Genomic DNA, 24204 nt, shown 5'->3' with positions numbered 1-24204 from the left:
ATGAGTAAAATATGGGGTCTATCGGTAGTGTTGCTGTGCTGGTGTCAGGGAATAGTTTTAGGGCAAGACATCGAAGAAGATGATTCATTTATATCCCAGCCCCTCCGACTGGAATATGAGGTGAGTAATCAAGACCGGAGTTTTGAAACAGTACAGGCAGATGACGAGGGGTTGCTTTTGGTGCGTCAGACGAATATTCGTACGCAAACTGGATTTGCGTGGGGATTATACTATCTAGACACTGCACTCAATGAAAACTGGCATGTTGATGTCAATGTGGAGTATGGTATGAACTTTATAGGGCACGACTTTAACGGTGAATCATTCTTTTTACTGTTTACGGATCACGAATACAATCTCGAAGAACTATATGTGATCAAGGTGGATAAGGAGAATGGAGCACTGTCGGATTACCATATCAATACTGTTTTGCCAATGAACCTTTCACATTTTGAGGTGATTCAGCACTCTCTCATTTTCGGTGGAGAATCCAATAACCGCCCTGTAGTACTTTTCTACGAACTGAATGGAGATAAAGCCAAAGTGCTACCAGGTGTGTATAACAATCAAAGCAAGATTGTCGATATCATAGTCAATGACGAAGAGGAAATATTCACCGTCGTTTTGAACGAGAAATCTTACAAAAAGAATGTGACAGTGTCTCTCAAGATTTTTTCGAGCGAAGGACGAACACTTCATACTAGTACCATTCAGACAGAATATGAAAAAAGCCTCATCGATGGTGTGCCAACTAATTTTGAAGGAGGTGTTCAGTATATCGCAGGGACTTATGCTGCGCGCCATTCGGATGTATCCAGAGGGCTTTATGTCTCCAAACTCGTGTATGGAGAACAAGAGTTTATCAAGTATTATAGTTATGGTGATTTGGATAATTTCTTTTCCTATCTGACAGATAGGCGTGAGGAGAAAATGAAAAAGAAAATAGAGAAAAAGAGGGGGAATGGTAAGAATTTAAAACTAAACTATCGTTTGATGGTACACGATATTGTTAAACGGGGTGATGAGTATATTTTGATAGGAGAGGCCTATTATCCTAAGTATTCGAGTACAACCAGTGTGCAGGGTAGTATGAATAATCCTTACAATCAGACAGGACAGCAGCCCACTTATGCACAGCCAAAACTGTTAGGGTACAATTATACGCATGCTATAGTGGTAGCGTTCAACAAGGATGGTGAGATTTTATGGGACAATAGTTTTGAAATCAATGATGTACTTATATTTCCTTTGAGAGAAAACGTACAAGTCAGTGTAAGGCCGAATGATATTGTCTTGATGTATGCTTTTGACAACTCACTAAAAACAAAATTAATCCAAGGGGACAGCGTACTAGAAGGTAAAACGATCAATGATATCAAATTGAAATACAAGACCGATGAGGTGCGCGAAAATATTACCGGTATGCAAGGAATTAAATGGTGGTATGGACAGTCTTTTTATGCTTATGGAATGCAAAAAATAAAGAACAAGCATGATGATAACGTTCAGCTCAATCGAAAGGTATTCTATATCAATAAGGTAGAGTACGATATGGAATAGCACAAATCTTATCAGCTAAATGCTTTTCAAAATGTAAGTGGACTCTCTATATTTGCCTAATTTCAAGCACATGCAGAAACGACTTCTACTTAATAAGAAACACTTAAGTATCACCATCTCTCGCCTTTGTCATCAACTTATTGAGAATCATTTCTTATTCGAAAACACGGTTTTGATTGGTTTGCAGCCTAAGGGGGTTTTCTTCGCTGAGCGAATCAAATCTAAATTAGAAGAGATTATCAAGAGACCCATTGAACTCGGTTACTTAGATATTACTTTTTATAGAGATGATTTTAGAAGACGTGATGAGCCCCTCACGCCTAACGAAACCAAGATTCCATTTATCATCGAAGACAAGAAAGTCATACTGATCGATGATGTATTGTACACTGGGCGATCAGTGAAGTCTGCGATGGATGCAATGAGTGCTTTTGGGAGACCTGCCAAAGTAGAATTTTTGACATTAATAGATAGAATATACAGTAGAGATATCCCTGTGGAGGCTACTTATGTAGGCAAGCAGGTGAATACGGTGTTTTCTCAAAAAGTACTCGTAGAACTCACCGAACAGGGAAAGAAAGAAGATAAAATTTGGTTGATCGATAAGTCTAAATAATGAGTCATTTAAGTAGTAAACATTTATTGGGTATCAAGGATCTGACAAAGGAAGATATCCATTTGATATTTGAGACTGCCGATAATTTCAAGGATGTCATCAATCGACCGATCAAAAAAGTGCCCTCCCTGAGAGATATTACGATCGCTAATGTTTTCTTTGAGAATTCGACGCGGACGAAGTTGTCTTTCGAGCTGGCAGAAAAGAGATTGTCTGCCGACGTAATAAACTTCTCTTCCTCAGGGAGCTCTGTCAAGAAAGGTGAAACCTTGCTCGATACGGTTAATAATATTTTGGCAATGAAAGTGGATATGATCGTGATGCGACATAGTTCACCTGGAGCACCTCATTTCTTAGCCAATCATATCAGTGCTAATATTGTCAATGCCGGTGACGGTACACATGAGCACCCTACACAGGCACTATTGGACGCATATTCTATGCGTGAGCGAGTAGGTGACTTAGAAGGGAAAAACGTTGCTATCATCGGGGATATTATTCACTCTAGAGTCGCACTGTCCAATATTTTTGCATTGCAAAAATTGGGTGCAAATGTAATGATATGTGGGCCAGCTACTTTGATTCCTAAGTATCTGTCTTCGTTTGGAGTGAAGATCGTGTCAGACGTGAGAGAGGCTTTGGCATGGTGTGATATCGCCAACGTGTTGAGGATACAGCTGGAACGCCAGCAGATTAAATATTTTCCATCTTTGAGAGAGTATTCCTTATATTTTGGAGTGAACAAGCAGTTGCTTGATAGCCTGAATAAGGAAATAGTAATCATGCATCCAGGTCCTATCAATAGGGGAGTAGAACTGACGAGTGATGTCGCAGATTCTCACCATTCGATAATTTTAGATCAGGTGGAGAATGGCGTAGCAGTCCGGATGGCTGTATTGTACCTTTTAGCAGGGACGGTAGGGTAGCCCAAGCTCAATTATTATATACCAGCTCAGGGGGTTAGAAAATTTGCCTAAACCTATTAGAGTTTGCTGAGACCATTATTGATCAAAAATTGTCCATATAAGGTTTGGAAATCATCTACATCAGGAGACCCTTCTATGATCTCTTCGTATTGAGTGATCGCATCCAATAATAACCCTTTCTCTTCGTAGAATGAAGCTAGAATCAATTTGTTCAACGGTGAATCAAATGGGATGTCGGCTTTTACCTCGTCAAGTTCTCGTTGCACTTTGGCATGTTCTGGTGCAGGAAGCCTTTCTATTCCGTAATTAGGAGAGAAGAGTTCTTCGTTTCCTTTGACTGTTACTTTGATCGTGATGAGTTCCTCTTGCATGAGGTTTTCGTCATTGAAGTTGATGAATAAGTGTGTTTTGTCTGTTTCTGCAGTGTAGATTTCTTCATCGAAGATGTTTTTGATCGTGATGTAGTAGTATGCACTGTCACTTACTGAATTCCATCTAAGTATAATTTCGGGATTGAATATCTGTACAGACTGAGGGATCATGAGTGATATGGCAGTACTATTGGCTCTATGGACCGCCTCTTTGAAGTTTCCATTAACATCCGTACTTCCATCAGCTTTTTTGAGGACGTATTTCGCATATCTGTTAGATGATTCATTGTCTGTGCCCGCTAGTTTACTGAGTAGTTCATCTACGGTCATAGTTCCAGGAGACTTTACTTCCAGTGTTTGACCAGACTTATGCATTAACCCGACATAGGGATTGGCACCAACGGTGATTTGGTCTCCATCATCGAGTTTGACACCAGTTCTGAGGAATACGGGTTCACCTGTTCCTACTTTTTGAACTTTATTCGCTCCTTTGTTGGCAAGCACTCTAAATTCAAAGGTTTGACCAAAGGAATCAATAGATAGCACTAAAAGTGCTGAGAATAGAAAACAAATGTTTCTTGCCATGACTGTCATATTTTAGCTGGAGTAACGAATTACTAATTAAATGTAATCCACAATAAGAAAAGAGCAAAAAAAACCGCATCATAAGATGCGGTTCAATTCATTAATTTTTCTCTTGTGTCTTATTGTAATCCGTTTTTGATTAAGAAGTCATCATAAATCATCTTGAAGTCATCAACTTCTGGGGACAATTCAATTGCTTCTTCGTACTGTGTCAAAGCATCCAAGATAAGATTGTTTTCTTCATAGAACGATGCGAAGATGAGCTTATTAAGCGGTGAATCATCTGGAACTGCAGATTTTAAAGCTTCTAAATTTTCATTGATAGCCGAAGCGTCATCAGCAGAGATTCTTTTGATTCCATAGTCTCCAGATACCAAATCCATTTGATCTTTCACCTTTACGCTCAGAATAACCAGTCTTTCACTTGATAGGTTTTCATCATCAAAGTTGATTGCTAGACTAGTGTCTTCCGTTTCTGCTTTGTAGATTTCTTCATCAAAAATATTCTTGATGCTAACCACATACTGTGGGTTTTCTACATCTGGAGCCTGAGTCCATCTTATGATGGCATTTGGGTTTAGAATGTCGACAGAACTTGGTAACATGACTTTCAGTGATCCGTCACTAGCTGCTCTAGTGACCGCACCAGTTGCTTTCATGTTTTGACGATAGTTGCTATTGACATCACCATCGTCTTCGTTCATTTTATTCATCACGAATTGCGCGTATTTGTTTGCTACATCGCTTTGTGATTTGGCTAATTTGGATTCTAAGTCTGTGATTTTAGTAACACCAGAGTTTCTTACTTCTATGGTTCTACCTGTTTTGTGCATCAATCCTATGTAAGCACCATTTGCTGCAATCAGCTCATCACCACTCATCAGTGTTGCCCCTGTTTTGAGAGGGGTAGTCTCTCCACTGGCCTTTTTTACTTGATTGGCACCCTTACTGGCTAATACTCTAAATACGAATCCTTGTCCGAAGCTGGTATTGACTAGCAAGAATATCAAAAGAGTTGAAAATATTAGTTTGTTTCTCATGATATAATGTATTAATGAATTTTCAAATTTACAATTTCTTTACTTGTGTTAATTCCTTTCGTCCTTCTTTTGTGAAAAGATTTTTAACAACTCCGAAGTACACTTCTAATGCATCTCCGGCGATTAGTACTCCTAATATCATCCAAGTCGTATCGACCTTAAAGCTATAGCTATTAAACAGTATCAATCCTAAAGTGAATAACGTAGAAGCTTCTATTAATTGTATAAGTTTAGTTAATCCATCATACCATTTTGGCATGACTTTATAAATGAAGACAAACAATACAACATTGATGTAGAGTAAAATGATGGCTATAATGTAGGTGATGTTATCACCTAGTTGATCCACATAGTCCTCTGAGAGTATCATAGACATGGCATTGGCATGAACGACTCCTCCAAACATATCTGCATGTCCTTTACCTGCATAGTTGGCGTTAAGCGGTGTAAAATATTTGTCCTCCAATGCCTTTCGGTCTCCGAGTTCACTGCCCAAGAAGCAAAAGAGAACGCATTTGTCTTTGATGAGTTCTGGAGCAAACTGTCCATCGTACACTTGATACCAATCCAGTGCAAAGTAAGTTATGGGTGCTTCCGTTGCGCCATAATCAAAGATGTTGCCTCGGTAGTTGATGACTTCTACTTCTTTGTTACGCTCGAGGAAGTTCATGGTCTTGACTGAGTCCATATAGTAGGACAGTTTTACAGATAGGGCGTATTGTAGCTCATCATTGGCATATTCTTTCGGAGCGAATGTTCTACATACTTTGATGTCATCTTGATCCGCAGCACCTGTTATGAAGTTGGCAAAGGCGGATTCTCCATACTGACTAAAAATTTCATGAGATAGTGCCAGTGAGTCAAACGTGTTGTTATCGTTAGGCTGTTCGAGCTTACTCACCAAGACTAGGTTTTCTACTTGGGAAAAAGCATAGGACAAAGCTAAATCCCCAAGGGTGTCAGGTTTTAGTTCTGGAAAAAACATATCCATGCCAATAACTCTTGGCTCTGCTGCATTGATAATGTTGACCAAGTCAGCGATCCCTTGACGGTTAAGATTACCAATGTTGACCAGAATCAAATCTTCTTCTGCTAGTGGGTCTTCTCGTAGTTGCGAAAACACAATGTCTGTACTCTCCATGTCTTTGAAGGCATCTCCTATAGGATCAAACACGTCAAAGATTTTGAAAGCGAAGGCTTGCGTAACGATGAACGCTAGGACTAGGATAAAGGCTAAGGCATAAATGGTGTCGAGCCAGAATTTTTTGAACATTCTAGATTTGATTAAGGTTATGATCGTTTGTTGATATGTCTTCAGCGACAATAGTAACCAACAACTGTAAAATTAGGGATAAGATGTAAATAAACGTGCTGACTTGTTTTTTTCTCGATGAACAATAGTATTCAAGCTATAAACATAATGATTCCATGGAGAAGAAAAAATAATCTACTAAGCAATGGTCATTGTAGTACGAGTGGAAGTTTAACTTTAAGACTAAATTTCGAGAGATGAAAAGAAAGACGGCATCATATTATGTGGGAGCGATCCGAGAGGGTGACAGAAACGCACTCTCTCGAGCCATATCTATCGTAGAGAGTAAGGTCACTCAGGATGAGAAATTAGCCAACGATATTTTGTCCCAACTCTCCATGAAGGATATGTCAGCAGTACGGTTAGGGATCACAGGGGCGCCTGGAGTAGGAAAGAGTACCTTTATAGAAGCTTTTGGACGGGAGGTCATAGATGCTGGGCATAGATTGGCTATTTTGGCTGTAGACCCGAGTAGTCCAGAGAGCGGCGGTAGTATTTTGGGGGATAAGACACGTATGCTATCCCTGACGGTACATCCAGATGTTTATATCCGTCCGAGTGCCTCTTTGAGTTATGCAGGTGGTGTTAATCCCAGCACATACAAAAGTATTTTGCTCTGTGAAGCGGCGGGGTTTGATTACATCATCATAGAGACGGTGGGAGTAGGGCAGTCAGAATTCGTCGTTCGAAATATGGTCGATTACTTTTTGCTCCTTGCACAACCTGCCGCTGGGGATGAACTACAGGGGATAAAAAAAGGAGTAATGGAGATGGCGAACGGCATAGCGGTTAATAAATGCGATGGAGAGCTTATTCATGCTGCAGAACTCACCAAAAGGCAGTTGATCGAAGCTTTACATTATCTGCCAACTCAGGAAGAGGGGGATTCACCGATGGTGATGGTCTGCTCTGCCATAGCGCATTCTGGGATCAAAGAAGTATATGCCGATATAGAACAGCGGCATCTCAAATGGATGAAAAGCGGTCGTTTGGCTCAACTTAGAGGAGCACAGCGCGAAATATTCTTTCGAACAACTGTGCAAGATGGTATGAAGGCTTTTCTTCTCAAACATCCCAAAGTTCAGGGACAGATGGTAGCCTACTTCACTAGATTAGATAAAGGTGAGTTTGATGCCTTTACTGCTGTTGCCTCTTATATGGATTGGTTTGTACAGCAGGACTTGTCTAGTGATGAGTGAATTTTTTTGCTTCGCATATTTTAGAGTCTATCTACAGTCTCTGATAGCTTGATTTTCTATCTCCACAGGTTGGACATAGATAACTTTCTGGCAAATCCTCAAAGTGTGTGCCTTCAGCAATATCTGCAGCATCATCCCCATAGGTTTCGTCATAGATAGTCATACAGCTACTACACTGATGTTTCACTGATTGCTTGCCTTTTGAATCAGAGGTCTTGGTATTCTTCTTGACAGGTAGCTCTTCGAGTTGTTCGTAGTAGAGGTGACTCAGTTCGATAAGTAGTGCGGGAAGTACCTCTCGTGTAGCACCTGCTACATAGGTTTGATATTCGCCAGCATTTGGATTAAAATCCGTGGAGTATAGGATGTTGTATAGTCTGTCGTTGATATTTTGTGCTTCATCAAACTCTATTACCACGGAAGTAAATAGGTGTATATCGTCGTTTGGTTTGATCGAAAAAGTCAGACCTGATGTACTGATATCTTGTTGATCTAGTGCTCTGACAAGGCTGTTCTTTAGTTGCAGGCACTCCTCATGCATCACAGGTAAGTGCCAGTTGAGTTCTAGTGATGAGTGCCGTAGATTCATGCCAGACTTACCCATGAGTTTTTCCCAGCCGATGATATGCTCCGCACGTATCCCTTGGATGATAAAGGCTTTCCATGGAGTCAGGCTCACACGGCCCACGTTTGTGTCGAGGCAACGCTGACAGATATCTCTTAGGATATTAATGGAGAATTTGTTATTCCTCCAGTAGAGTCCTAACCAATAAGTGCCGCCAGGTTCACGGTTCAGTCCTTCGTAGTAGGGGAAGTATGCTTTTGGATATTGTAGTTCTTCTACTACATTCTGTTTGGTGAGGTCCAGTTGGTCGATTGCTTCGAATATATCCTCAGCACTCAACTGGTTTTCCTCGACTTTCATCTCAGAGATCAGAGTTACTACTTTATGTAGTTCATAGCCATAGATGATTTTAGAATAAGCAATGGGCTCATTATTGGTTGTTTTAAATCGTAGATATAGATACCAGTAGTTATCCTGTTTGGTGGCAATGAAATTTATGTTCCCTGTAAACAGTGGGACCATGCTTTGCAGTGGATCTACGATGTTGATTCTGTAGGGGGATTTGACTTGTATACTGTCTAGAATGTAGTGAAATACGTGAGGGACTAGCCAAACCCGATGCGGCATGATGTCTAATGCCACGTATGAACTAAGAATGTTTTGGTGGGTAAATTCATTGATTTGGTACTCCGTCTGGATTTGTTCAAAGGTCTCATCGAGGTTGTCTTTGTACTGTTCCTTGACAGGGAAAAGTATGTCTTGACGAGAGCCCAGATGGATATGTTCACTACCTAACTTTTGTGCGGTGTTGATGATTTTTAGGAAATCACCTGTCGACAGAACTCCCCCCTTCACAAATACCCTAACCAAATCCTTTTTCTTCATTGCAGTTAACTATTCAATGTTTTCTCAAAAGTATAAAGTAATTTCAAATGTCATTCTGAACGAAGTGAATTCTTTTTGAGGACACAAAATGGCAGATTCACTTCGAACAGGGTTTGACAATTTTTTTACACTTCTATAGTTTCTTCTATTTTTTTGGCTTGATGTGCTTTGATCATTTGTTGGATTTCACCTTTGCAGCTGCCGCACCCCAGTCCTGCACCTGTCGCTTGACATACATCAATGAGTGTGCTAGATCCGCCTTCTATAGCAGAGGAGAGGTTGCCAGTCCCTACATTGTTGCATGAGCAGACCAAACTACCGAGCATAGGTTCTCCAGCATCACCAGAACGCAACAGCTCTTTGCGTTTATCGGAAAGTTCTACATTGTTTTCGATGAGTTCTTTGAACTCAGCGAATTCAGATTTGTCTCCCATCAATATCGCCCCGACCAGCTTGTCGTTGTGAATGATGCACTTTTTGTAGTACTTCTGAGACTTATCTATGAATAGAATCTCTTCGAAATCTTTCATGCTAGGAGGAGGGTCGGGCATACCGATAGAGCAGAGATCCAAATCGGGAAATTTCAAGATATTCATAGATACTGTGCCCTGATACATCGCGGTGAGGTTGCCCGAAATATGTCGAGCGGAGATATCAGCCATGTCCTCTGCTGCTGCGGTAGTACCATTTAGTGTGCGGTTAAACTCCGCAATCTCACCCATGGCATAGATCGTAGGGTCTGAGGTCTGTAAGTAGTCGTTGACCAAAATCCCACGTCCACATTCGAGACCGATTTCACGCCCCATCTCTGAGTTGGGACGTGTGCCGATGGCAAATACTACAGCATTGCCATGTAGGGTTTTGCCACTTTTGAGGTCAGCTTCTACGCGTTTTTCTGTTTCGAAAGAACGGAGTCCCTGTACTTCATCATTGGTGTAGACGTTGACGCCCATGTCTTCCATAAGGTCACGCAGCAATGTGCTAGCCATAGGGTCTAGCTGTCTCTCCATCAGTCTGGCAGATAACTGGATGATAGATACTTCAATGTCTATTTCGCGTAGCGCAGAGGCGAGTTCTAACCCGAGTAATCCACCGCCTACTATGATGACATGTCCTTGGTTGCCTGTGAATGCTTTGAGATCATCAGCACTTTTTCTATCTCTCATGGTGAAGAGACCAGGCTTATCTATAGGTACGTTAGGTGGCACGAATGCTCTTGAACCAGTCGCCATGATCAGGATGTCATAGTCATGCTCTGTACCGAACTGATCGATTACTGTTTTATCTTCTCGGTTGATCTTGTCAATGCTACATGAGGTATGTAGGTGGACGTTGAGCTCTTCGAGTTCACCGTACTTGAATTTTAACAAATCTTCCCATTGCTTGTGCTGGTTGATGTACTCTGGTAGGAGTACTCTGTTATAGAATGGGTATTCCTCTTTCGAGAAAACATGGATTTCATCTTCTTCGTTGAGTGATCGGTAGGTGTTGAGAAAGCGGTAAGTTGCTGCTCCTGCACCGACGATCACGATTTTTTGTTTTTCCTTGACGAATTTCTCTACTTGGACTGCTGAATACTTAAATCCAGGTTGCTTTGAGATAGGGTCAAATGCTTTGTTGGTTAGGTTGTTGGCTCGACCAAAATCACTATTGAGAATTTTGCCCCAGTGCATAGGTAGGAATACGACTCCACGTTTTATCTTTTCGGTTAGCGTAGCAGTGACTTTGACTTCACCGCGACTACCTGTTACTACGACGGGAGTTCCTTCTGTGATGTCCCGTTTTTCAGCATCTTTCGGATGAATCTCTAGATAAGGCTTGGCAATATGCTTGTTGAGTTTACTGACTTTGCCTGTTCTCGTCATGGTGTGCCACTGATCTCTGATTCGGCCAGTGGTTAATATGAGTGGGAAATCCTCAGAAAGCATGTCTGCGTCGTTGGATACGCCAGTGGTAAGTATCTGTGCCTTTTTGTTGGGCGTGTAAAATTGTTTGTCTTCGAATAGTCGTGGAGTCCCTTGATGTCCTTCGCTAGGTACTGGCCACTGTACAGATCCTTCTTTCTTTAGACGGTCGTAGTTGAGCCCAGAGATGTCAATGTTCGTTCCTTTGGTGAGTGCACAATGCTCACGGTAGATTACCTCCGTGTTTTCAAAATCAAATCCTTTGTATCCCATCTTCTTGGCAAAACGAAGTAGGATTTCATTGTCAGGGAGTGCCTCTCCAGGTGCATCAACCATTTTGGGCAGGTAGGAGATTCTACGCTCCGAGTTGGTCATGGTACCTTCTTTTTCCAACCATCCTGCTGCGGGGAGTACTAGATCGGCATATTTCACTGTATCTGACTTTCTCGAAATGTCTTGTACGATGACAAATTTGGCTTTTTTCATCGCTCTGTCCACTAGTGTGGCATCTGGCATGCTCACCGAAGGGTTGGTGCAGATAATCCAGATGGCTTTGAGCTCGCCAGAGTCCAGTGCGTCAAACATCTGTGTGGCGGTTAATCCAGGTTTGTCAGGAACAGAATCTACACCCCAAAAATCAGCGACTTCTTGTCTGTCTTCAGGGCTCGCTTGTTTTCTATGAGCGGCTAGGAGAGAGGCCATACCGCCTACTTCTCGTCCTCCCATGGCATTGGGTTGACCTGTGAGAGAAAAAGGGCCTGAGCCTGGCTTGCCAATGTGTCCTGTGATGAGGTTGAGATTGATGAGTGCTAGGTTGTTGTTGACGCCCTGTGTACTTTGGTTTAGTCCCATCGTCCACATCGATAGATAGGCTTTGGCATTCCCGATATACTGCGCTGCTAGTTTGATGTCATCTACAGGTACATCGCATATCAGTGCTGCATCCTCTAACGTCGTGTTGAATACTTCGCCCTTGTATGCTTCAAAACCATCTGCATGATTTTGGATGAAGTCCAAATCAATGTTGCCATTTTCAATCAATACTCTACCGATTGCTTGGAGCAGTGTGATGTCAGTGCCTGGTCGTAGTTGTAAGTGAAGATCTGCCAAGGAACAAGAGTCTGTGACTCGTGGATCGATGACAATGATTTTGGTGTCTGGGTTCTTTTCTTTGTGTTGCTCTATTCGTCTGAATAGGATGGGGTGACACCATGCAGGATTTGCTCCAGCAATCAAGAAGGTGTCTGCGATCTCTATATCCTCGTAGGAGATAGGTACTGAGTCTTCACCTAGTGTCTTGACATATCCCATCACTGCCGAACTCATGCAGAGTCGAGAGTTGGTGTCTACGTTGTTAGTACCTATATAACCTTTGGTTAGCTTGTTTACGAGGTAGTACTCCTCGGTTAGGCACTGGCCAGATACGTAGAAACCAACTGAGTCAGGCCCATGTTTCTCTATGAATGTTTTGAAAACAGCTGCGGCACGGTCTATTGCCGTGTCCCAGTCTACTTTTTGCAAAGGGTGGTTCTTGGACCATCTCATCTCAGGGTGTAGCAGTCTGTCAGATTGATCTTGAACGACATAGTTCAAGTTTCGCCCTTTCGAACATAGCATTCCCCGGTTGACAGGATGGTCCTCGATACCTTCGAGTTCTATTTTACCTTTCTTGTCTATGCTTACTTCCATACCACACCCGACTCCACAATATGAACAAGTAGTTTTCGCTTTGGTGATATTTCTGCTAGTGAAAGTAGAACTCATATGAATTTGAATAAGTAGTTACTGTTTCATAGAAGGAAGTGATTAATGACTCCCTCTTTTATACGTACAAATATACATAATTACATTTTTAAAATAAGTATTAATACGTATAAAATATGTTTACAACTACGTAGTGTTTTATGTCAAATGACATAAAAAAAGCCATTACGATAAACATAATGGCTAGGAATACTTTCAGGAGTAACTCTTTACTGGGTTATGTATGGCTCTGCATCTATTTTTCTCAGTAGTTCGGTGATGTTAGATACACTTAGCTTTTTCATGATATTGAAACGATGTGTTTCTACGGTTCTAACACTTTTTCCTAGTTTGTCCGCAATTTCTTTGTTGCTATTGCCTTCGTAGACGAGTTGTAGAATTTGCTTTTCACGTTTGGTAATATGGTAATCTATGACGCCAGACTGGGAAGAGGTGCTGACAGGTTTGCCATCTTTTATGTTTAGGTAAGAGTTGACTAGAATGTTAGAGATATCTCCGCTAAAATACTTTTGTCCATCTAGGATGGCGTGTAGTGCTTTTGAAAACTCTTCTTTGGTGGTGTCTTTTAGTAAGTATCCTGAAGCACCGCTTTCGATGGATTTGATAATGTATTCTTCATCGTCATGCATGGATAGGATGAGTGCCTTGGTATTGGGAGAAAACTCTTTGAGGCGAGCCGTTGCTTCTATACCATTCATGATGGGCATTCGGATGTCCGAAATCAATATGTCTGGTTTAAGTAATCTTACTTTTTCTAATGCTTCCTCTCCGTTGGATGCTTCCGCAATCACATCTACATCACCGTTGCTTTCGAGCAGGATTTTGATTCCATTTCTAACAATGACATGATCGTCGGCTAATATTACTTTAATCTTACTCATAGGTGGATTACGTTAAAGGTAAACTAATGGTGATAGATGTACCTTGTCCAATTTTGGTGTCAATATCTAATTTGGCATTGATGTATGCAGCACGTTCTTTCATGTTGAATATCCCATGGCCTGAGGCGCCAAAGTGGCCTACGTTTTCTAACTTCTTTATATCGAACCCTTTTCCGTTGTCTTCTATGTTGACGGTTAGTTGGTTGATCGTGTGCTCCAAAGTGATTTTTATTTGATCGGCTTTGGCGTACTTGATTCCATTGTTGACGGCTTCTTGAATGATGCGATAGAGGTTGGTTTCTATCGTGCCATCTAGTCTGTTGATAAAGCCTGTTTTGTTTTCGAATACCACCTCTGTACTGGTTAGGGAGGTGGTTTCTTGGCTGATCTTCTTGAGAGCTGGGACGATCCCAAAATCCACCAAACTACTTGGAGCAAGGTTGAAGGACACCCGTCTGACCTCTTTGATGATACTTTTCATGAGATGTTTGGTGTCACTCATGCGCTGTCTCATGTGTGGTGAACTAGAGGTAGTAATTCCTTCTAGATTCAGTTTTAGCCCTGTTAGCATCTGGCCTATGCCGTCATGGATTTCTTGTGCGATTCGTTTCCTTTCTTCCTCTTGTCCTTCGAGAATTAATACAGATCTGTATTGTTGTTCTTTCACACGTTTGTTGACGAGTTCGAGGTTGATCTCTCTAGAGCGTTGTTTGGCTTCTATCGTATTACTGATGTCTGTACCGATCACTAGGAGCCCAAATTGACTCTTTTCCTTGTTGAGAGGAACAGGCTGAACAACTAGATCGAACCAAACGAAATCACCTTCATCATTGGTCGCTTTGATTTCACCATTCCAAGATTTTCGTTCCTTGGCCAAGGATTTCAATTGTTCTATGAAATCTTCGCGATAGGTGTGCTGCTCTAACCAACTATAGAAATTGGCTGGGACAGTTTCAGTGTCCAATAGCAAAATCTCTCTGAATTTGTCTGAGGTTTGAAGGATGTTGCCATCGATATCTAGTTTTAGTAGAATACTCAGTTCGGCAGGCTGATGATTTACTGCTTCCAGGTCTTGATAAGATTTACCTAACTCATCATAGAGTTTTGATAACTGAGAAGCCATTGATTTTGCACTATCTTCTGATTGGATGAGATCCTTATACGAAGCGTATATGCGTTGGTATCGGGGATAGAGTAGCGCGAAAAACAAAGAGGCAATTAGTGCCAGTATTAGGACTATAAAGATGATTTCATGGTTGATGAGCCCGCTTTTCTCTTGGCTGAAATTTAATATATAATACTGTCCCGCCAGTATAGCAGCTACTACACCAATAAATGAAGCTAGGCCTGAATAACCTAGTTGTTGCAATGTTCTGGTACTTCTCAAGTATTTAAAGTCTAAAGTGCAATATTAGGTGAAATTACGCAGCTTACTGCGAAAATCCTACGTAAACATACCCCTCTTCCACTTTGACGGGGTAGGTAGCTAGGTCGCATTCGCTTCCATTCAAATTAACCCCAGTTTTGAGGCTAAATGTTTTCTTGTGAAACGGGCAAGCAACCTTAGGTTCTTGTCCCTCAGAGCCTAACATACCTCTTGATAAAATCATTTGCTTTTTGTGTGGGCATAGGTTTTGACTGGCGTACCATTCACCTCTACGGCTAAAATTGAAAATGGCGACTTGTAGTCCTTTGTATTCTATGGCTGCACCGCCGTCTGTAGGGAATGCATCTACTGATGCGGCCTTGTGCCAGACTTTTACTTCTTCTGACTTTACTGTTTTATATTCTGCTGTTACTTCTGTCATGGTTGTGTGCTTTATGGGTTGAAAAAAGGGTCAATAGGGGCTAGGATCAAGCACCCCATTCTACTGGTTTTTTCTGCCCTCTCATGTCTTCGAATTTCATGGTGGGATCAGGAATCTCTGTATTGACAAAGTGCGTAAATCGTTTTCTCAATTCTGGATTGTTCACTACTTCCTTCCATTCACATTTGTAGGTGTCTACCATGAACTCCATTTCCTTTTCTAGGTCAGCAGCTATGCCCAAAGAATCGTTGACGACCACATCTATGAGATAGTCGAGTCCTCCGTCTAGTTTGTTGAGCCATGTGGCTGTCCTGTTGAGCGGTTCAGCAGTTTTGATGTAGAACATGAGGAATCTGTCGATGTACTTGAGGCATGTTTCTGAATCAATATCTCCAGCCAATAGCTGTGCGTGCTGTGGATTAGATCCACCGTTTCCACATACGTATAGGTTCCAGCCTTCTTCGGTAGCGATGATACCGAAATCTTTACTTTGCGCTTCGGCACATTCTCTTCTACAGCCTGATACACCTCCTTTGAGTTTGTGGGGAGACCTGAGTCCTCTGTACCGTTCTTCCACCTCGATAGAGAAGGATACAGAGTCGTGTAGACCGTATCTACACCATGTAGACCCAACACAACTTTTGACTGTACGTAGTGACTTGCCATAGGCATGGCCACTTTCGAATCCTGCGTTGATCAACTCCTCCCAGATATCTGGCAACTGATGAATCTGCGCACCGAATAAGTCGATTCTCTGTCCACCAGTTACTTTGGTGTAGAGGTCATATTTTTTAGCTACCTGACCTATCACGATCAATTTGTCTGGTGTGATCTCTCCACCTGGTATTCTAGGTACTACAGAGTACGACCCACCTTTTTGGATATTGGCTAGGTACTTGTCATTGGTGTCCTGTAGCGAATCTTTTCCTTTATCGAGGATCATCTCGTTCCATGTACTGGCTAGGAGTGAAGCGACCAATGGACGACAAGTTTCACATCCATCACCCGTACCGTGATCATTGAGCAGCTGGTTGTAGTCTTGAATCTTCTTGATTTTGATGATGTCTAGAATCTCCTGTCTACTGTAGTCAAAGTGTTCGCAGATGACGTTTTTGACGGTTTTTCCCATCTTGGCCAATTGCTCGTTGAAGATGTCTTTGACGATAGGGTTACAAGCGCCACAGCCAGTGCCCGCCTTGGTGCACGTTTTGACTTGCTCGATATCTTCTAACTCATTGTCGATGACTGCTTGGCATATATCGCCTTTGGTGACATTCTCACACGAACAAACCTGGGCACTATCTGGTAGTTCCATCTTGGTCTCTTCACCACCTCGACTACCTAGGATTAGATCCTCAGGGTTAGGAGGGAGCGCCATCCCGTTGAGGGTGACCTGGAGTAGCATGTTGTACGCCTCTGCTTCGCCGACGAGGATACCACCGAGTAGACGTTTACCATCTTCAGAGATGTTGATTCTTTTGTAGATACCTGTGTGTTTGTCTTCAAAGACTATAGGCTTATGATCTTCGTTTTCACATAGGGCATTGCCAAAACTCGCCACATCTACACCGATCAACTTTAGTTTGGTAGACATGTCATAGCTTTTGAAGCTTTTTTCTTCACCACCTATGAGTTGGTTTACCACGACATCTGCCATTTCGTACCCAGGCGCTACTAATCCATAAATGAAGTTCTTGTGCAAAGCACACTCACCAATCGCGAAAATGTCCGTGTCATCTGTTTGCAACAGATCGTTCACTACGATTCCTCCTCTTTGTCCTACAGCCAGACCACACTGAGTGGCCAACTCGTCTCTCGGTTTGATACCGGCAGAGATTACGAGCATTTCTACATCTAGATTAGAATCATCGGCGAACTCCATGCCCGTCATTTGACCTTCTCCAGCTATATTTCTTGTGTTTTTATTTAAGTGTAATTTGATGCCTAGTTCTTGCATTTTGGTGAGTAGGGCATCAGAACCTGCATTGTCTAACTGTCTCGGCATTAGACGTGGGGCAAATTCGATTACGTGTGTTTCTTGTTTGAGGTCCATCATGGCTTTTGCAGCCTCTAGCCCCAGTAGACCACCACCCATGACTGCAGCTTTTTTGGTCTTCTTACTATATTCTATAATTGCGTCGAGATCTTCGATCGTTCGGTAGACAAATACCCCTTCTTTTTCAACCCCTTTGATAGGAGGGACGAAAGCGCTCGATCCAGTAGCAAGGATGAGTTTGTCGTAGGGCAACTGTGTACCTTTGTGTGAGGTCACGGTTTTGTTGTTTCGGTCTATGGCGTTGATCATTTCGCCTGAGATCAGGTTAATGTCGTTTTCTTCGTACCAAGACCTTGGAGCCATTTCGAGATGTGATACAGAGGGATTGGTAAAGTACTCGCTCAAATGCACTCTGTCATAAGCTGCATGAGGTTCTTCTCCAAAAACTGTGATCTCAAATTTGTTCTTGTCAGCTTTGGCTCTTAGTTTTTCACAAAACTTGTAGCCCACCATGCCGTTACCGATTACAATTATTTTCTCCATGATTTTAATGTTATTACGTAACAATACGTATTAAATTCTGATATTGGAACAAAACTACGTATTAAATGTATAAAAAGCTATATCAACTACGTAATTATGTTAGGGTGTAAACTGATAATTGACAGGAAAACACAGGAGTTATAGAACACGAAAGAATATGACGTATGATAGATAAACTGAAAACAATCTTTGCACAAATAGATGAGGTCAATACACAAGACCCAAATATGGAGGCAGTAGATGGTCAACTCATTCCTAAAGAGTTGATATATGGCCAACGAATGACCGATATGCTCCAAGTGTATGAGGCATATGCTTCTCCAGAATTACAAATAGCCGCTAGAGGGCAGCATATCAAAAGATGGCACATCCCACGCAGTGATTATCCCATGGATAGAAAGGGGTATCTCAAATGGAGGACGATGCTCAAAATATACCATGGAGAATTGCTCTCCGAAATGATGGAAAAGCAGGGGTTCTCTTCTAACTCTATTGATCAGGTCGTAGAACTGGTCAATAAAAAGAAGCTCAAGACGGATGATGAGTCCAAAAAACTGGAAGATGTTGTGTGCTTGGTCTTTTTGAAGTACTACTTCCATGCGTTTGGAGCGAAACACGATGAGGCTAAACTCATCGATATCGTACAGAAGACGTGGGGTAAGATGACGGAAAAGGGGCATGCGATGGCGTTGGAGCTGGACTACTTAGATGAAGATCTGGCGTTGATTCAAAAGGCACTGGCCTAGCACAACAGCTGGGCGATGACTGATGCAGGTCAAACTGTGTCATAAAATCAACAGGTGTGTAGGAAAGGGGACGGATTGAGAGTCGAAATGGTCTTGAATTCTTATCCTAGACTACAATTGGCGCATGGCGTGGTTTTGGGTGTATCTTGTTAGTCGGTAGACCATGAAGGTCTGCTGACTAGTGTATACTCAAACCTCATTTCATGACCTTATCATTCAAGAAGCTGTTTTTTGTCCTTGCCACGGTGCTGCTCAGTATATATATGCTGTTTGCGGCTAAGTCTATTTTGATCCCCGTGGTTTTTGCCATGCTGGTGGCTTTCATTCTCTACCCACTGGTCAAATGGCTAACGAAGCGAAACATCGCGTTGATCTGGTCTGTCATTTGGACAATGGCCAGCGTGACCATTGTCGTATTGGGGGTTCTGTTTCTATTTTCTGCACAAATCGTATCTATCGTCAAAGAATACTCAGGCTTTCTAGCACGCCTACAAGAGGTGATGGACAAAGTCATTGTATTCCTCAATGAAAAGGTTAGTATCATCCCACCCATTGACTCTCAGATGATCAATGAGCAGATCACCCAACTGTTTTCGGACAGTGGTCTGTTGATCGTGTCGGATACCATAGGCGTGACGAGTACGTTGTTCACCTATCTTGTACTGACTTTCATCTATTCCTTTCTAATTCTGCTCTATCATAAGCACTTAACCAAAGCTTTGATCCATTTCAATCCAAAGGAGGATCAACCTGCTTTTGGGGAGATGCTGAAGGAAGTGCAGGAGATCGGGCAGAAGTACCTTACTTCTATGCTGACGCTAGTACTGGTGCTGGGAGGGCTCAATAGTCTCGGGCTGTGGCTCATCGGTATTGAGTATGCGCTGTTCTTTGGCTTCTTAGCGGCACTACTGGCCATCATACCTTATGTAGGTACTGTCGTAGGTGGACTGATCCCAACACTGTTTGCGTTGATCACTTATGATAGCTATTGGTATGCGATCGGTGTGGTAGCCATGTTTTGGTTTGTTCAGTTCTTAGAGGGGAACTTCTTGAATCCTAAAATCGTAGGGGGCAACTTGAACATCAACGCTTTCTTTTCTATACTATCATTGATCGCTGGCGGTTTGCTTTGGGGTATCCCTGGGATGATACTGTTCTTGCCTATGGTGGCGATACTCAAAGTCGTCTGCTCATACTACACGGAGCTAAAGCCTGTGGCTTTGCTACTGGGAGACTCTGAAGAGAAGAATAGCCACCCGATATTCGAACGGATAGAGCAATGGGGGCAATCCATTATATCCAAAATCACTAAAAAGTAACTTCTATGAAACAGCTTAGACCATTCATTATACTGACTTTCGTTATCATCACGACTATATGGCCTGCACAGGCACAGTCGGATTACGAAAAAGCGGAACGTTACTTTGCAGACCGTGGAGATAGTGCTCAGGGGCTAGTGGCACGCAAGCGAATGATCAATCGTGCCATTAAATATTACAAACGTGCGGATCAGACACCTGAGACCGTTGCGGCACTACTCCGTGCCTACGAGTTCAAGGGGAGCTTTACGCGATTGAGCGAAAAGAAAAAACTAGAGACTTACAAGGTAGCGGTAGACTTGGGTAGAGAATACATCCATCGATATGCCTCTGATGTGGGGGTGAAATACTACTACATGACCAATCTGGGTCGCTGGGGCAATACCGTAGGCGTGATGACGGCTGCCCAAGAAGGAGTATCAGATGAGATCAAAGCACTCGCCGAAGAGGTTATCGAGATGGATGATCAATTTGCTGAGTCGGGCGCACAGCGTATCCTCGGGATTATGCACCTCAAGTTGCCTCAAATCCCCTTTGTACTCTCTTGGCCCTCGGAAGACGAAGCACTACGTCTCTTAGAGACTGCCTACAGCCAATCACCCCAAGATCCTGCCAATGCACGCTTCTTTGCCGAAGCATTGATCGCGCATGATCAAAAGGATAAAGCGCAAGAGGTACTACGAATGGCACTGAAAATCGAACCCAGAACCTCAAAGCTGATAGAAGACCGAAACAACCTAGATGCCATCGAGAAGATGCTCTCTCAGAATATCTGAGTGTGAGTGGTAGGCTATGGGGTTTTGTTGAGGTATCCCTTCTAGGGGTTGTTACTAATTTATGATTGCCAATACGCTCATACTCTATTGACCTGAGTTCGGTTCTAACAAAGAACTCAATAGCAGTATTAAAGCCTTTTTGTTATTTTGCAGCGCAGTGGAGAAATCTAAGGTACTATCGCATAGATTTCTCCTATCGTCGAAATGACATTCTGTCTAGGGCAGAAGTATGCTGATAACAGGCTCAGATAACCAATACAACAATAATTAGTCGAACACAGGTTGTTGGGTTCGATAGACCTTGAAAGGGGGCTATGTATTATAAATACTGAGCCCCTCCAAGGATTAGGTATTTATAATGAACCGTACGGGTATGAATGATAGCCTTGATTTTATTGCTAAACCCTTGGAGGGTTTTCTAGATATTGGTTTGAATGTGATTGCTCTGCCTAATGCATTATTCAGGCTCTAGTATTCATAAATCTAATTTATCTTAGAGGTGAAAACACAAATCTAAACCCACCTAAGATGAGTCAAGAATCGACACCAGAGGAACTAGCCGAAATAGAAAGACAGCTCAGTTGTCCACAGGGAGAGAATGGTATCAAGATGGCAGCAATGATGAACGAGACCAATGCGGGCATGATTACTACCACGATAGAGTCTTTGGAGATCACAGAGAATAATTATGTGTTGGAGATAGGGCATGGCAACTGTGCCCATCTGTCGACGATACTGGAGCAGGCACATGGGTTATCCTATATAGGAGTGGAGATATCTGAGACGATGCATGAGGAGGCGTGTCGTATGCATGCTGCTTTGATTGAGTCTTCTGACATAGCGTTTGAGTGCTATGACGGAGCAATCATTCCATTGGCAGACCATAGCGTAGATAGAATACTGACAGTGAATACGCTCTACTTTTGGGGTGATCCTGTGGGATTCTTAGAGGAGCTATACCGGGTGCTCAAGCCCAATGGAATACTCTCTATTGGTTATGCACAAAAACAATTCATGGATCAATTGCCCTTTGTAGCAGATAGGTTTACACTCTATGACAATCATGATGTGAAGACGCTGGTAGAGCAGACCGATTTTGAGATCATAGATATACTGGATCATCAAGAGCGTGTCAAGAGTAAGGCAGACGAGTGGGTAGATAGAGATTTTTCAGTGGTGAGATTGACCAAAGCTTAAGCTTTGCTTTTATGTAAGCATCTATAGCATACGAAATCACTGCTTCGGACTCAATTTTACATAACCTTTTTGGATCATCCGAGTTTCTAATTGAGGAATAGATTAGGAGTCGCCTTGACACCCGTTAGGATGAATATAAGTGTAGTAAGCCATTCGAGTAAATGAACAAAGATTTTAAGCAAATACCCTTATCCGTTTTGGATCTGGCAGTAATATGTGAAGGATACACTCCTTCGGATTCTTTTCGGAATAGCCGTGATCTGGCACAGCATGTTGAGCGACTGGGCTATCAGCGCTACTGGCTGGCCGAGCATCACAACATGCCCAGTATAGCCAGCTCAGCTACTTCGGTGCTGATCGGTGATGTAGCTGGAGCGACCTCTACGATACGTGTGGGTTCTGGGGGGATCATGCTCCCCAACCATTCGCCACTGATGGTGGCAGAGCAGTTTGGGACTTTGGCATCTCTCTATCCAGGACGGATAGACTTAGGGCTGGGGCGTGCCCCTGGCACGGATCAGCATACTGCTGCAGCACTACAGCGAGACGATCAGGCAGCCTACAAGTTCCCTACGTCAGTGCGTGAGTTACAGAACTATTTTTCTGCCGATAACGAACATGGCCGTGTACGCGCCATACCAGGAGAGGGGCTAGATATACCGATGTGGATACTGGGGTCTAGTACGTCTAGTGCGCACATTGCTGCTTCACTGGGCTTGCCGTATGCCTTTGCTAGTCACTTCTCACCAGTACAACTGCATCAGGCACTGGATATATACCGCAGTACCTTTAAGCCCTCATCAGTTTGCAAAGAACCCTATGCCATCGCCTGTGTCAATGTCACAGCAGCAGATACGAGCGAAGAAGCGCATCTATTAGCTACATCGATGCGAAAGATATTCATGGGTATACTGACCCAAAACAGAAGTCCACTGCAGCCACCAGACAAAGACTTTGTACTACCTCCAGAGTTTGATCAGGCATTGCAGCAGTTCTTGACCTATTCATTCATAGGTAGTCCAGATGAAGTAGAGGCTTCTATCTCTCAGTTCGTAACAGATACAGCCATAGATGAACTGATGGTGGTCTCTCATATCTATGACCATCAGGCAAGGCTTAGGTCTTATGAAATCCTAAAACAGCTACAGGACAATTAAGGTTAGACACTTGATTGTTAGTAGGTAGATTTTAGATGGGTATCATACCATCTGCATAGTCTTAGAAAGGAATATAATAAAACAGCCCCTATGAAAGTACTTTCATAGGGGCTGTGTAGTATAATGGACTGGTCAATGATGCATCTAGAGTTTATCCTTCTAAGACTACACGATCACTCCTTAGTAGGCTATAGTTCTAAGCCTTCTAAGACTAATGTTCAGTGCCTTCTAAGGCAAAAGTCTGTAGTGTATCATTGTCAGTTACTTTAATCCGAATGATAACCAAGCTTTACTGTACTGTTAAGTCAGTAGAGAGTGTACCACTCCGTATGGTTTTGCTCTTTTGGAATATCGTACGAATATCTATTTGATAGATACCTGCCGTCAGTGTGTCAGGTATCATAAAAATCAGATTGCTGGGCATGTTTCGGATATAAGTCGTCACACGAGTCTCTGTGCCATCTGCTCCTATGATGAATATACCCTGCTGAGTGTCCTCTTGATTGACTTTGAGTCGACTACCTGTGAGTACACCTACTCCGCCTGGGCTTAGGGTTTCGTTAGAAGTCGTTACGACATCTGTAAAGTCAACAGGTGTAGGTTGAGGCGCTTTGGCTGTTACCTTCTCTACTTTTAGTACATTAGATATTTGGGAGATTCTACTACCAGAGGTGACATTGAGCCTTAAGATATGTCGACTCCTATCAAAGTTGTCTTGAGGATCAGTAAATACACCTTGAATCGACGGTGATATTCTCAAAAGTGGAGTGGATATACTATAGCCCTCTTCTAATGCCTCCTGTACAGATGCCTGATATTCCTCTAATACGGCGAGGGCTTCTGCTTTGGTAACGGTACTCCCTCTACCGATCATACGATCTATGAGTTCATCTAGTGTTTTTGTCTTTTGGTTTTGAACCACCGCCATATAGAGTCTTCTGAATTGGTGAGGTGGTTAGCGTATAGCGAATAATTTATAGCCATTGTTGTATTGTTTATATTGTAAAAGAAACCATTTCTCAAGCTGCTGGGTTTAAAAAGGGTTCTTACATAC

At 42.5% G+C, this 24204-nt stretch carries 19 protein-coding genes; 9 read left to right on the top strand and 10 right to left on the bottom strand.

The window, feature by feature from the left end; translation table 11 throughout:
* From BUB99_RS01585 to BUB99_RS01575, 3 genes are all read left to right on the top strand, one after another.
* The gene (locus BUB99_RS01585) at nt 1–1560 is read left to right on the top strand and encodes a hypothetical protein (RefSeq protein ID WP_073118818.1); all 1560 of its coding nucleotides are present in this window, start codon (nt 1–3) and stop codon (nt 1558–1560) included.
* A 70-nt stretch (nt 1561–1630) separates the two neighbouring features.
* Nucleotides 1631–2176, top strand: coding sequence for a bifunctional pyr operon transcriptional regulator/uracil phosphoribosyltransferase PyrR (pyrR, locus tag BUB99_RS01580; RefSeq protein ID WP_073118816.1), 546 nt, complete (start codon nt 1631–1633; stop codon nt 2174–2176).
* Nucleotides 2176–3102 (top strand): aspartate carbamoyltransferase catalytic subunit, encoded by a 927-nt coding sequence (locus tag BUB99_RS01575; protein WP_073118814.1) that lies wholly within the window; start codon nt 2176–2178, stop codon nt 3100–3102. The genes pyrR and BUB99_RS01575 overlap by 1 nt, the downstream gene beginning before the upstream one ends.
* A 56-nt stretch (nt 3103–3158) precedes the next feature.
* On the opposite strand, the gene BUB99_RS01570 is transcribed toward BUB99_RS01575, so the two are convergent.
* From BUB99_RS01570 to BUB99_RS01560, 3 genes are all read right to left on the bottom strand, one after another.
* Nucleotides 3159–4058, bottom strand: coding sequence for a hypothetical protein (locus BUB99_RS01570; RefSeq protein ID WP_139280854.1), 900 nt, complete (start codon nt 4056–4058; stop codon nt 3159–3161).
* A 119-nt stretch (nt 4059–4177) separates the two neighbouring features.
* Nucleotides 4178–5098 carry a hypothetical protein gene (locus BUB99_RS01565; protein WP_073118810.1) on the bottom strand — a complete coding sequence of 307 codons (921 nt, stop codon included), beginning with the start codon at nt 5096–5098 and terminating at the stop codon, nt 4178–4180.
* A gap of 28 nt (nt 5099–5126) precedes the next feature.
* Nucleotides 5127–6371, bottom strand: a complete 1245-nt coding sequence (locus BUB99_RS01560; protein WP_139280853.1) for a CHASE2 domain-containing protein — start codon at nt 6369–6371, stop codon at nt 5127–5129.
* 236 nt (nt 6372–6607) lie between these two features.
* Here BUB99_RS01560 and meaB point away from each other — a divergent pair, with 236 nt between their 5' ends.
* Nucleotides 6608–7609 carry a methylmalonyl Co-A mutase-associated GTPase MeaB gene (gene meaB, locus BUB99_RS01555; protein WP_073118808.1) on the top strand — a complete coding sequence of 334 codons (1002 nt, stop codon included), beginning with the start codon at nt 6608–6610 and terminating at the stop codon, nt 7607–7609.
* Between the two features lie 31 nt (nt 7610–7640).
* Here the strand turns inward: meaB and BUB99_RS01550 are convergent, their stop codons facing one another.
* From BUB99_RS01550 to nirB, 6 genes are all read right to left on the bottom strand, one after another.
* A complete protein-coding gene (locus tag BUB99_RS01550) occupies nt 7641–9059 on the bottom strand; it encodes a rubredoxin domain-containing protein (protein ID WP_073118806.1) in 1419 nt (472 codons plus the stop codon).
* A gap of 125 nt (nt 9060–9184) precedes the next feature.
* On the bottom strand, nt 9185–12727 hold the full coding sequence (locus tag BUB99_RS01545; protein WP_073118804.1) for a nitrate reductase: 3543 nt from the start codon (nt 12725–12727) through the stop codon (nt 9185–9187).
* A 209-nt stretch (nt 12728–12936) separates the two neighbouring features.
* A complete protein-coding gene (locus BUB99_RS01540) occupies nt 12937–13608 on the bottom strand; it encodes a response regulator transcription factor (protein WP_073118802.1) in 672 nt (223 codons plus the stop codon).
* A gap of 7 nt (nt 13609–13615) precedes the next feature.
* Complete coding sequence (locus BUB99_RS01535; protein ID WP_139280852.1) at nt 13616–14995, bottom strand: PAS domain-containing sensor histidine kinase; 1380 nt, start codon at nt 14993–14995, stop codon at nt 13616–13618.
* A gap of 43 nt (nt 14996–15038) precedes the next feature.
* Nucleotides 15039–15416, bottom strand: a complete 378-nt coding sequence (gene nirD / locus BUB99_RS01530) for a nitrite reductase small subunit NirD (protein WP_073118798.1) — start codon at nt 15414–15416, stop codon at nt 15039–15041.
* Nucleotides 15417–15462: 46 nt separating this feature from the next.
* Complete coding sequence (nirB, locus tag BUB99_RS01525; RefSeq protein ID WP_073118797.1) at nt 15463–17955, bottom strand: nitrite reductase large subunit NirB; 2493 nt, start codon at nt 17953–17955, stop codon at nt 15463–15465.
* Nucleotides 17956–18119: 164 nt separating this feature from the next.
* Between nirB and BUB99_RS01520 the strand changes: the two genes are divergently transcribed.
* The 5 genes from BUB99_RS01520 (at nt 18120) to BUB99_RS01500 (ending at nt 23150) form a co-directional block, all read left to right on the top strand.
* Nucleotides 18120–18701, top strand: coding sequence for a DUF4202 domain-containing protein (locus tag BUB99_RS01520; RefSeq protein ID WP_073118795.1), 582 nt, complete (start codon nt 18120–18122; stop codon nt 18699–18701).
* Between the two features lie 203 nt (nt 18702–18904).
* Nucleotides 18905–20020, top strand: a complete 1116-nt coding sequence (locus tag BUB99_RS01515) for an AI-2E family transporter (protein ID WP_073118793.1) — start codon at nt 18905–18907, stop codon at nt 20018–20020.
* A 5-nt stretch (nt 20021–20025) separates the two neighbouring features.
* Nucleotides 20026–20796 carry a tetratricopeptide repeat protein gene (locus tag BUB99_RS01510; protein WP_073118791.1) on the top strand — a complete coding sequence of 257 codons (771 nt, stop codon included), beginning with the start codon at nt 20026–20028 and terminating at the stop codon, nt 20794–20796.
* A 528-nt stretch (nt 20797–21324) separates the two neighbouring features.
* Nucleotides 21325–21993, top strand: a complete 669-nt coding sequence (locus tag BUB99_RS01505; RefSeq protein WP_073118790.1) for a class I SAM-dependent methyltransferase — start codon at nt 21325–21327, stop codon at nt 21991–21993.
* Nucleotides 21994–22154: 161 nt separating this feature from the next.
* Nucleotides 22155–23150: an LLM class flavin-dependent oxidoreductase gene (locus BUB99_RS01500; RefSeq protein ID WP_073118788.1), complete on the top strand. Its 996-nt coding sequence runs from the start codon at nt 22155–22157 to the stop codon at nt 23148–23150.
* A gap of 289 nt (nt 23151–23439) precedes the next feature.
* On the opposite strand, the gene BUB99_RS01495 is transcribed toward BUB99_RS01500, so the two are convergent.
* Nucleotides 23440–24078, bottom strand: coding sequence for a DNA-binding domain-containing protein (locus BUB99_RS01495; protein WP_073118786.1), 639 nt, complete (start codon nt 24076–24078; stop codon nt 23440–23442).
* Nucleotides 24079–24204 lie beyond the last annotated feature (126 nt).

This window comes from Reichenbachiella agariperforans (assembly GCF_900142205.1).
Classification (GTDB): Bacteria; Bacteroidota; Bacteroidia; order Cytophagales; family Cyclobacteriaceae; genus Reichenbachiella; species Reichenbachiella agariperforans.
This window is presented reverse-complemented; position numbering and strand designations above follow the sequence as displayed.

What these genes read in the sequence shown, in the direction of transcription:
- BUB99_RS01585 (WP_073118818.1), top strand. Translation starts at nt 1, where the DNA reads ATGAGTAAAATATGGGGTCTATCGGTAGTGTTGCTGTGCTGGTGTCAG.
- pyrR (WP_073118816.1), top strand. Translation starts at nt 1,631, where the DNA reads ATGCAGAAACGACTTCTACTTAATAAGAAACACTTAAGTATCACCATC.
- BUB99_RS01575 (WP_073118814.1), top strand. Translation starts at nt 2,176, where the DNA reads ATGAGTCATTTAAGTAGTAAACATTTATTGGGTATCAAGGATCTGACA.
- BUB99_RS01570 (WP_139280854.1), bottom strand. Translation starts at nt 4,058, where the DNA reads ATGGCAAGAAACATTTGTTTTCTATTCTCAGCACTTTTAGTGCTATCT.
- BUB99_RS01565 (WP_073118810.1), bottom strand. Translation starts at nt 5,098, where the DNA reads ATGAGAAACAAACTAATATTTTCAACTCTTTTGATATTCTTGCTAGTC.
- BUB99_RS01560 (WP_139280853.1), bottom strand. Translation starts at nt 6,371, where the DNA reads ATGTTCAAAAAATTCTGGCTCGACACCATTTATGCCTTAGCCTTTATC.
- meaB (WP_073118808.1), top strand. Translation starts at nt 6,608, where the DNA reads ATGAAAAGAAAGACGGCATCATATTATGTGGGAGCGATCCGAGAGGGT.
- BUB99_RS01550 (WP_073118806.1), bottom strand. Translation starts at nt 9,059, where the DNA reads ATGAAGAAAAAGGATTTGGTTAGGGTATTTGTGAAGGGGGGAGTTCTG.
- BUB99_RS01545 (WP_073118804.1), bottom strand. Translation starts at nt 12,727, where the DNA reads ATGAGTTCTACTTTCACTAGCAGAAATATCACCAAAGCGAAAACTACT.
- BUB99_RS01540 (WP_073118802.1), bottom strand. Translation starts at nt 13,608, where the DNA reads ATGAGTAAGATTAAAGTAATATTAGCCGACGATCATGTCATTGTTAGA.
- nirD (WP_073118798.1), bottom strand. Translation starts at nt 15,416, where the DNA reads ATGACAGAAGTAACAGCAGAATATAAAACAGTAAAGTCAGAAGAAGTA.
- nirB (WP_073118797.1), bottom strand. Translation starts at nt 17,955, where the DNA reads ATGGAGAAAATAATTGTAATCGGTAACGGCATGGTGGGCTACAAGTTT.
- BUB99_RS01520 (WP_073118795.1), top strand. Translation starts at nt 18,120, where the DNA reads ATGATAGATAAACTGAAAACAATCTTTGCACAAATAGATGAGGTCAAT.
- BUB99_RS01515 (WP_073118793.1), top strand. Translation starts at nt 18,905, where the DNA reads ATGACCTTATCATTCAAGAAGCTGTTTTTTGTCCTTGCCACGGTGCTG.
- BUB99_RS01510 (WP_073118791.1), top strand. Translation starts at nt 20,026, where the DNA reads ATGAAACAGCTTAGACCATTCATTATACTGACTTTCGTTATCATCACG.
- BUB99_RS01505 (WP_073118790.1), top strand. Translation starts at nt 21,325, where the DNA reads ATGAGTCAAGAATCGACACCAGAGGAACTAGCCGAAATAGAAAGACAG.
- BUB99_RS01500 (WP_073118788.1), top strand. Translation starts at nt 22,155, where the DNA reads ATGAACAAAGATTTTAAGCAAATACCCTTATCCGTTTTGGATCTGGCA.
- BUB99_RS01495 (WP_073118786.1), bottom strand. Translation starts at nt 24,078, where the DNA reads ATGGCGGTGGTTCAAAACCAAAAGACAAAAACACTAGATGAACTCATA.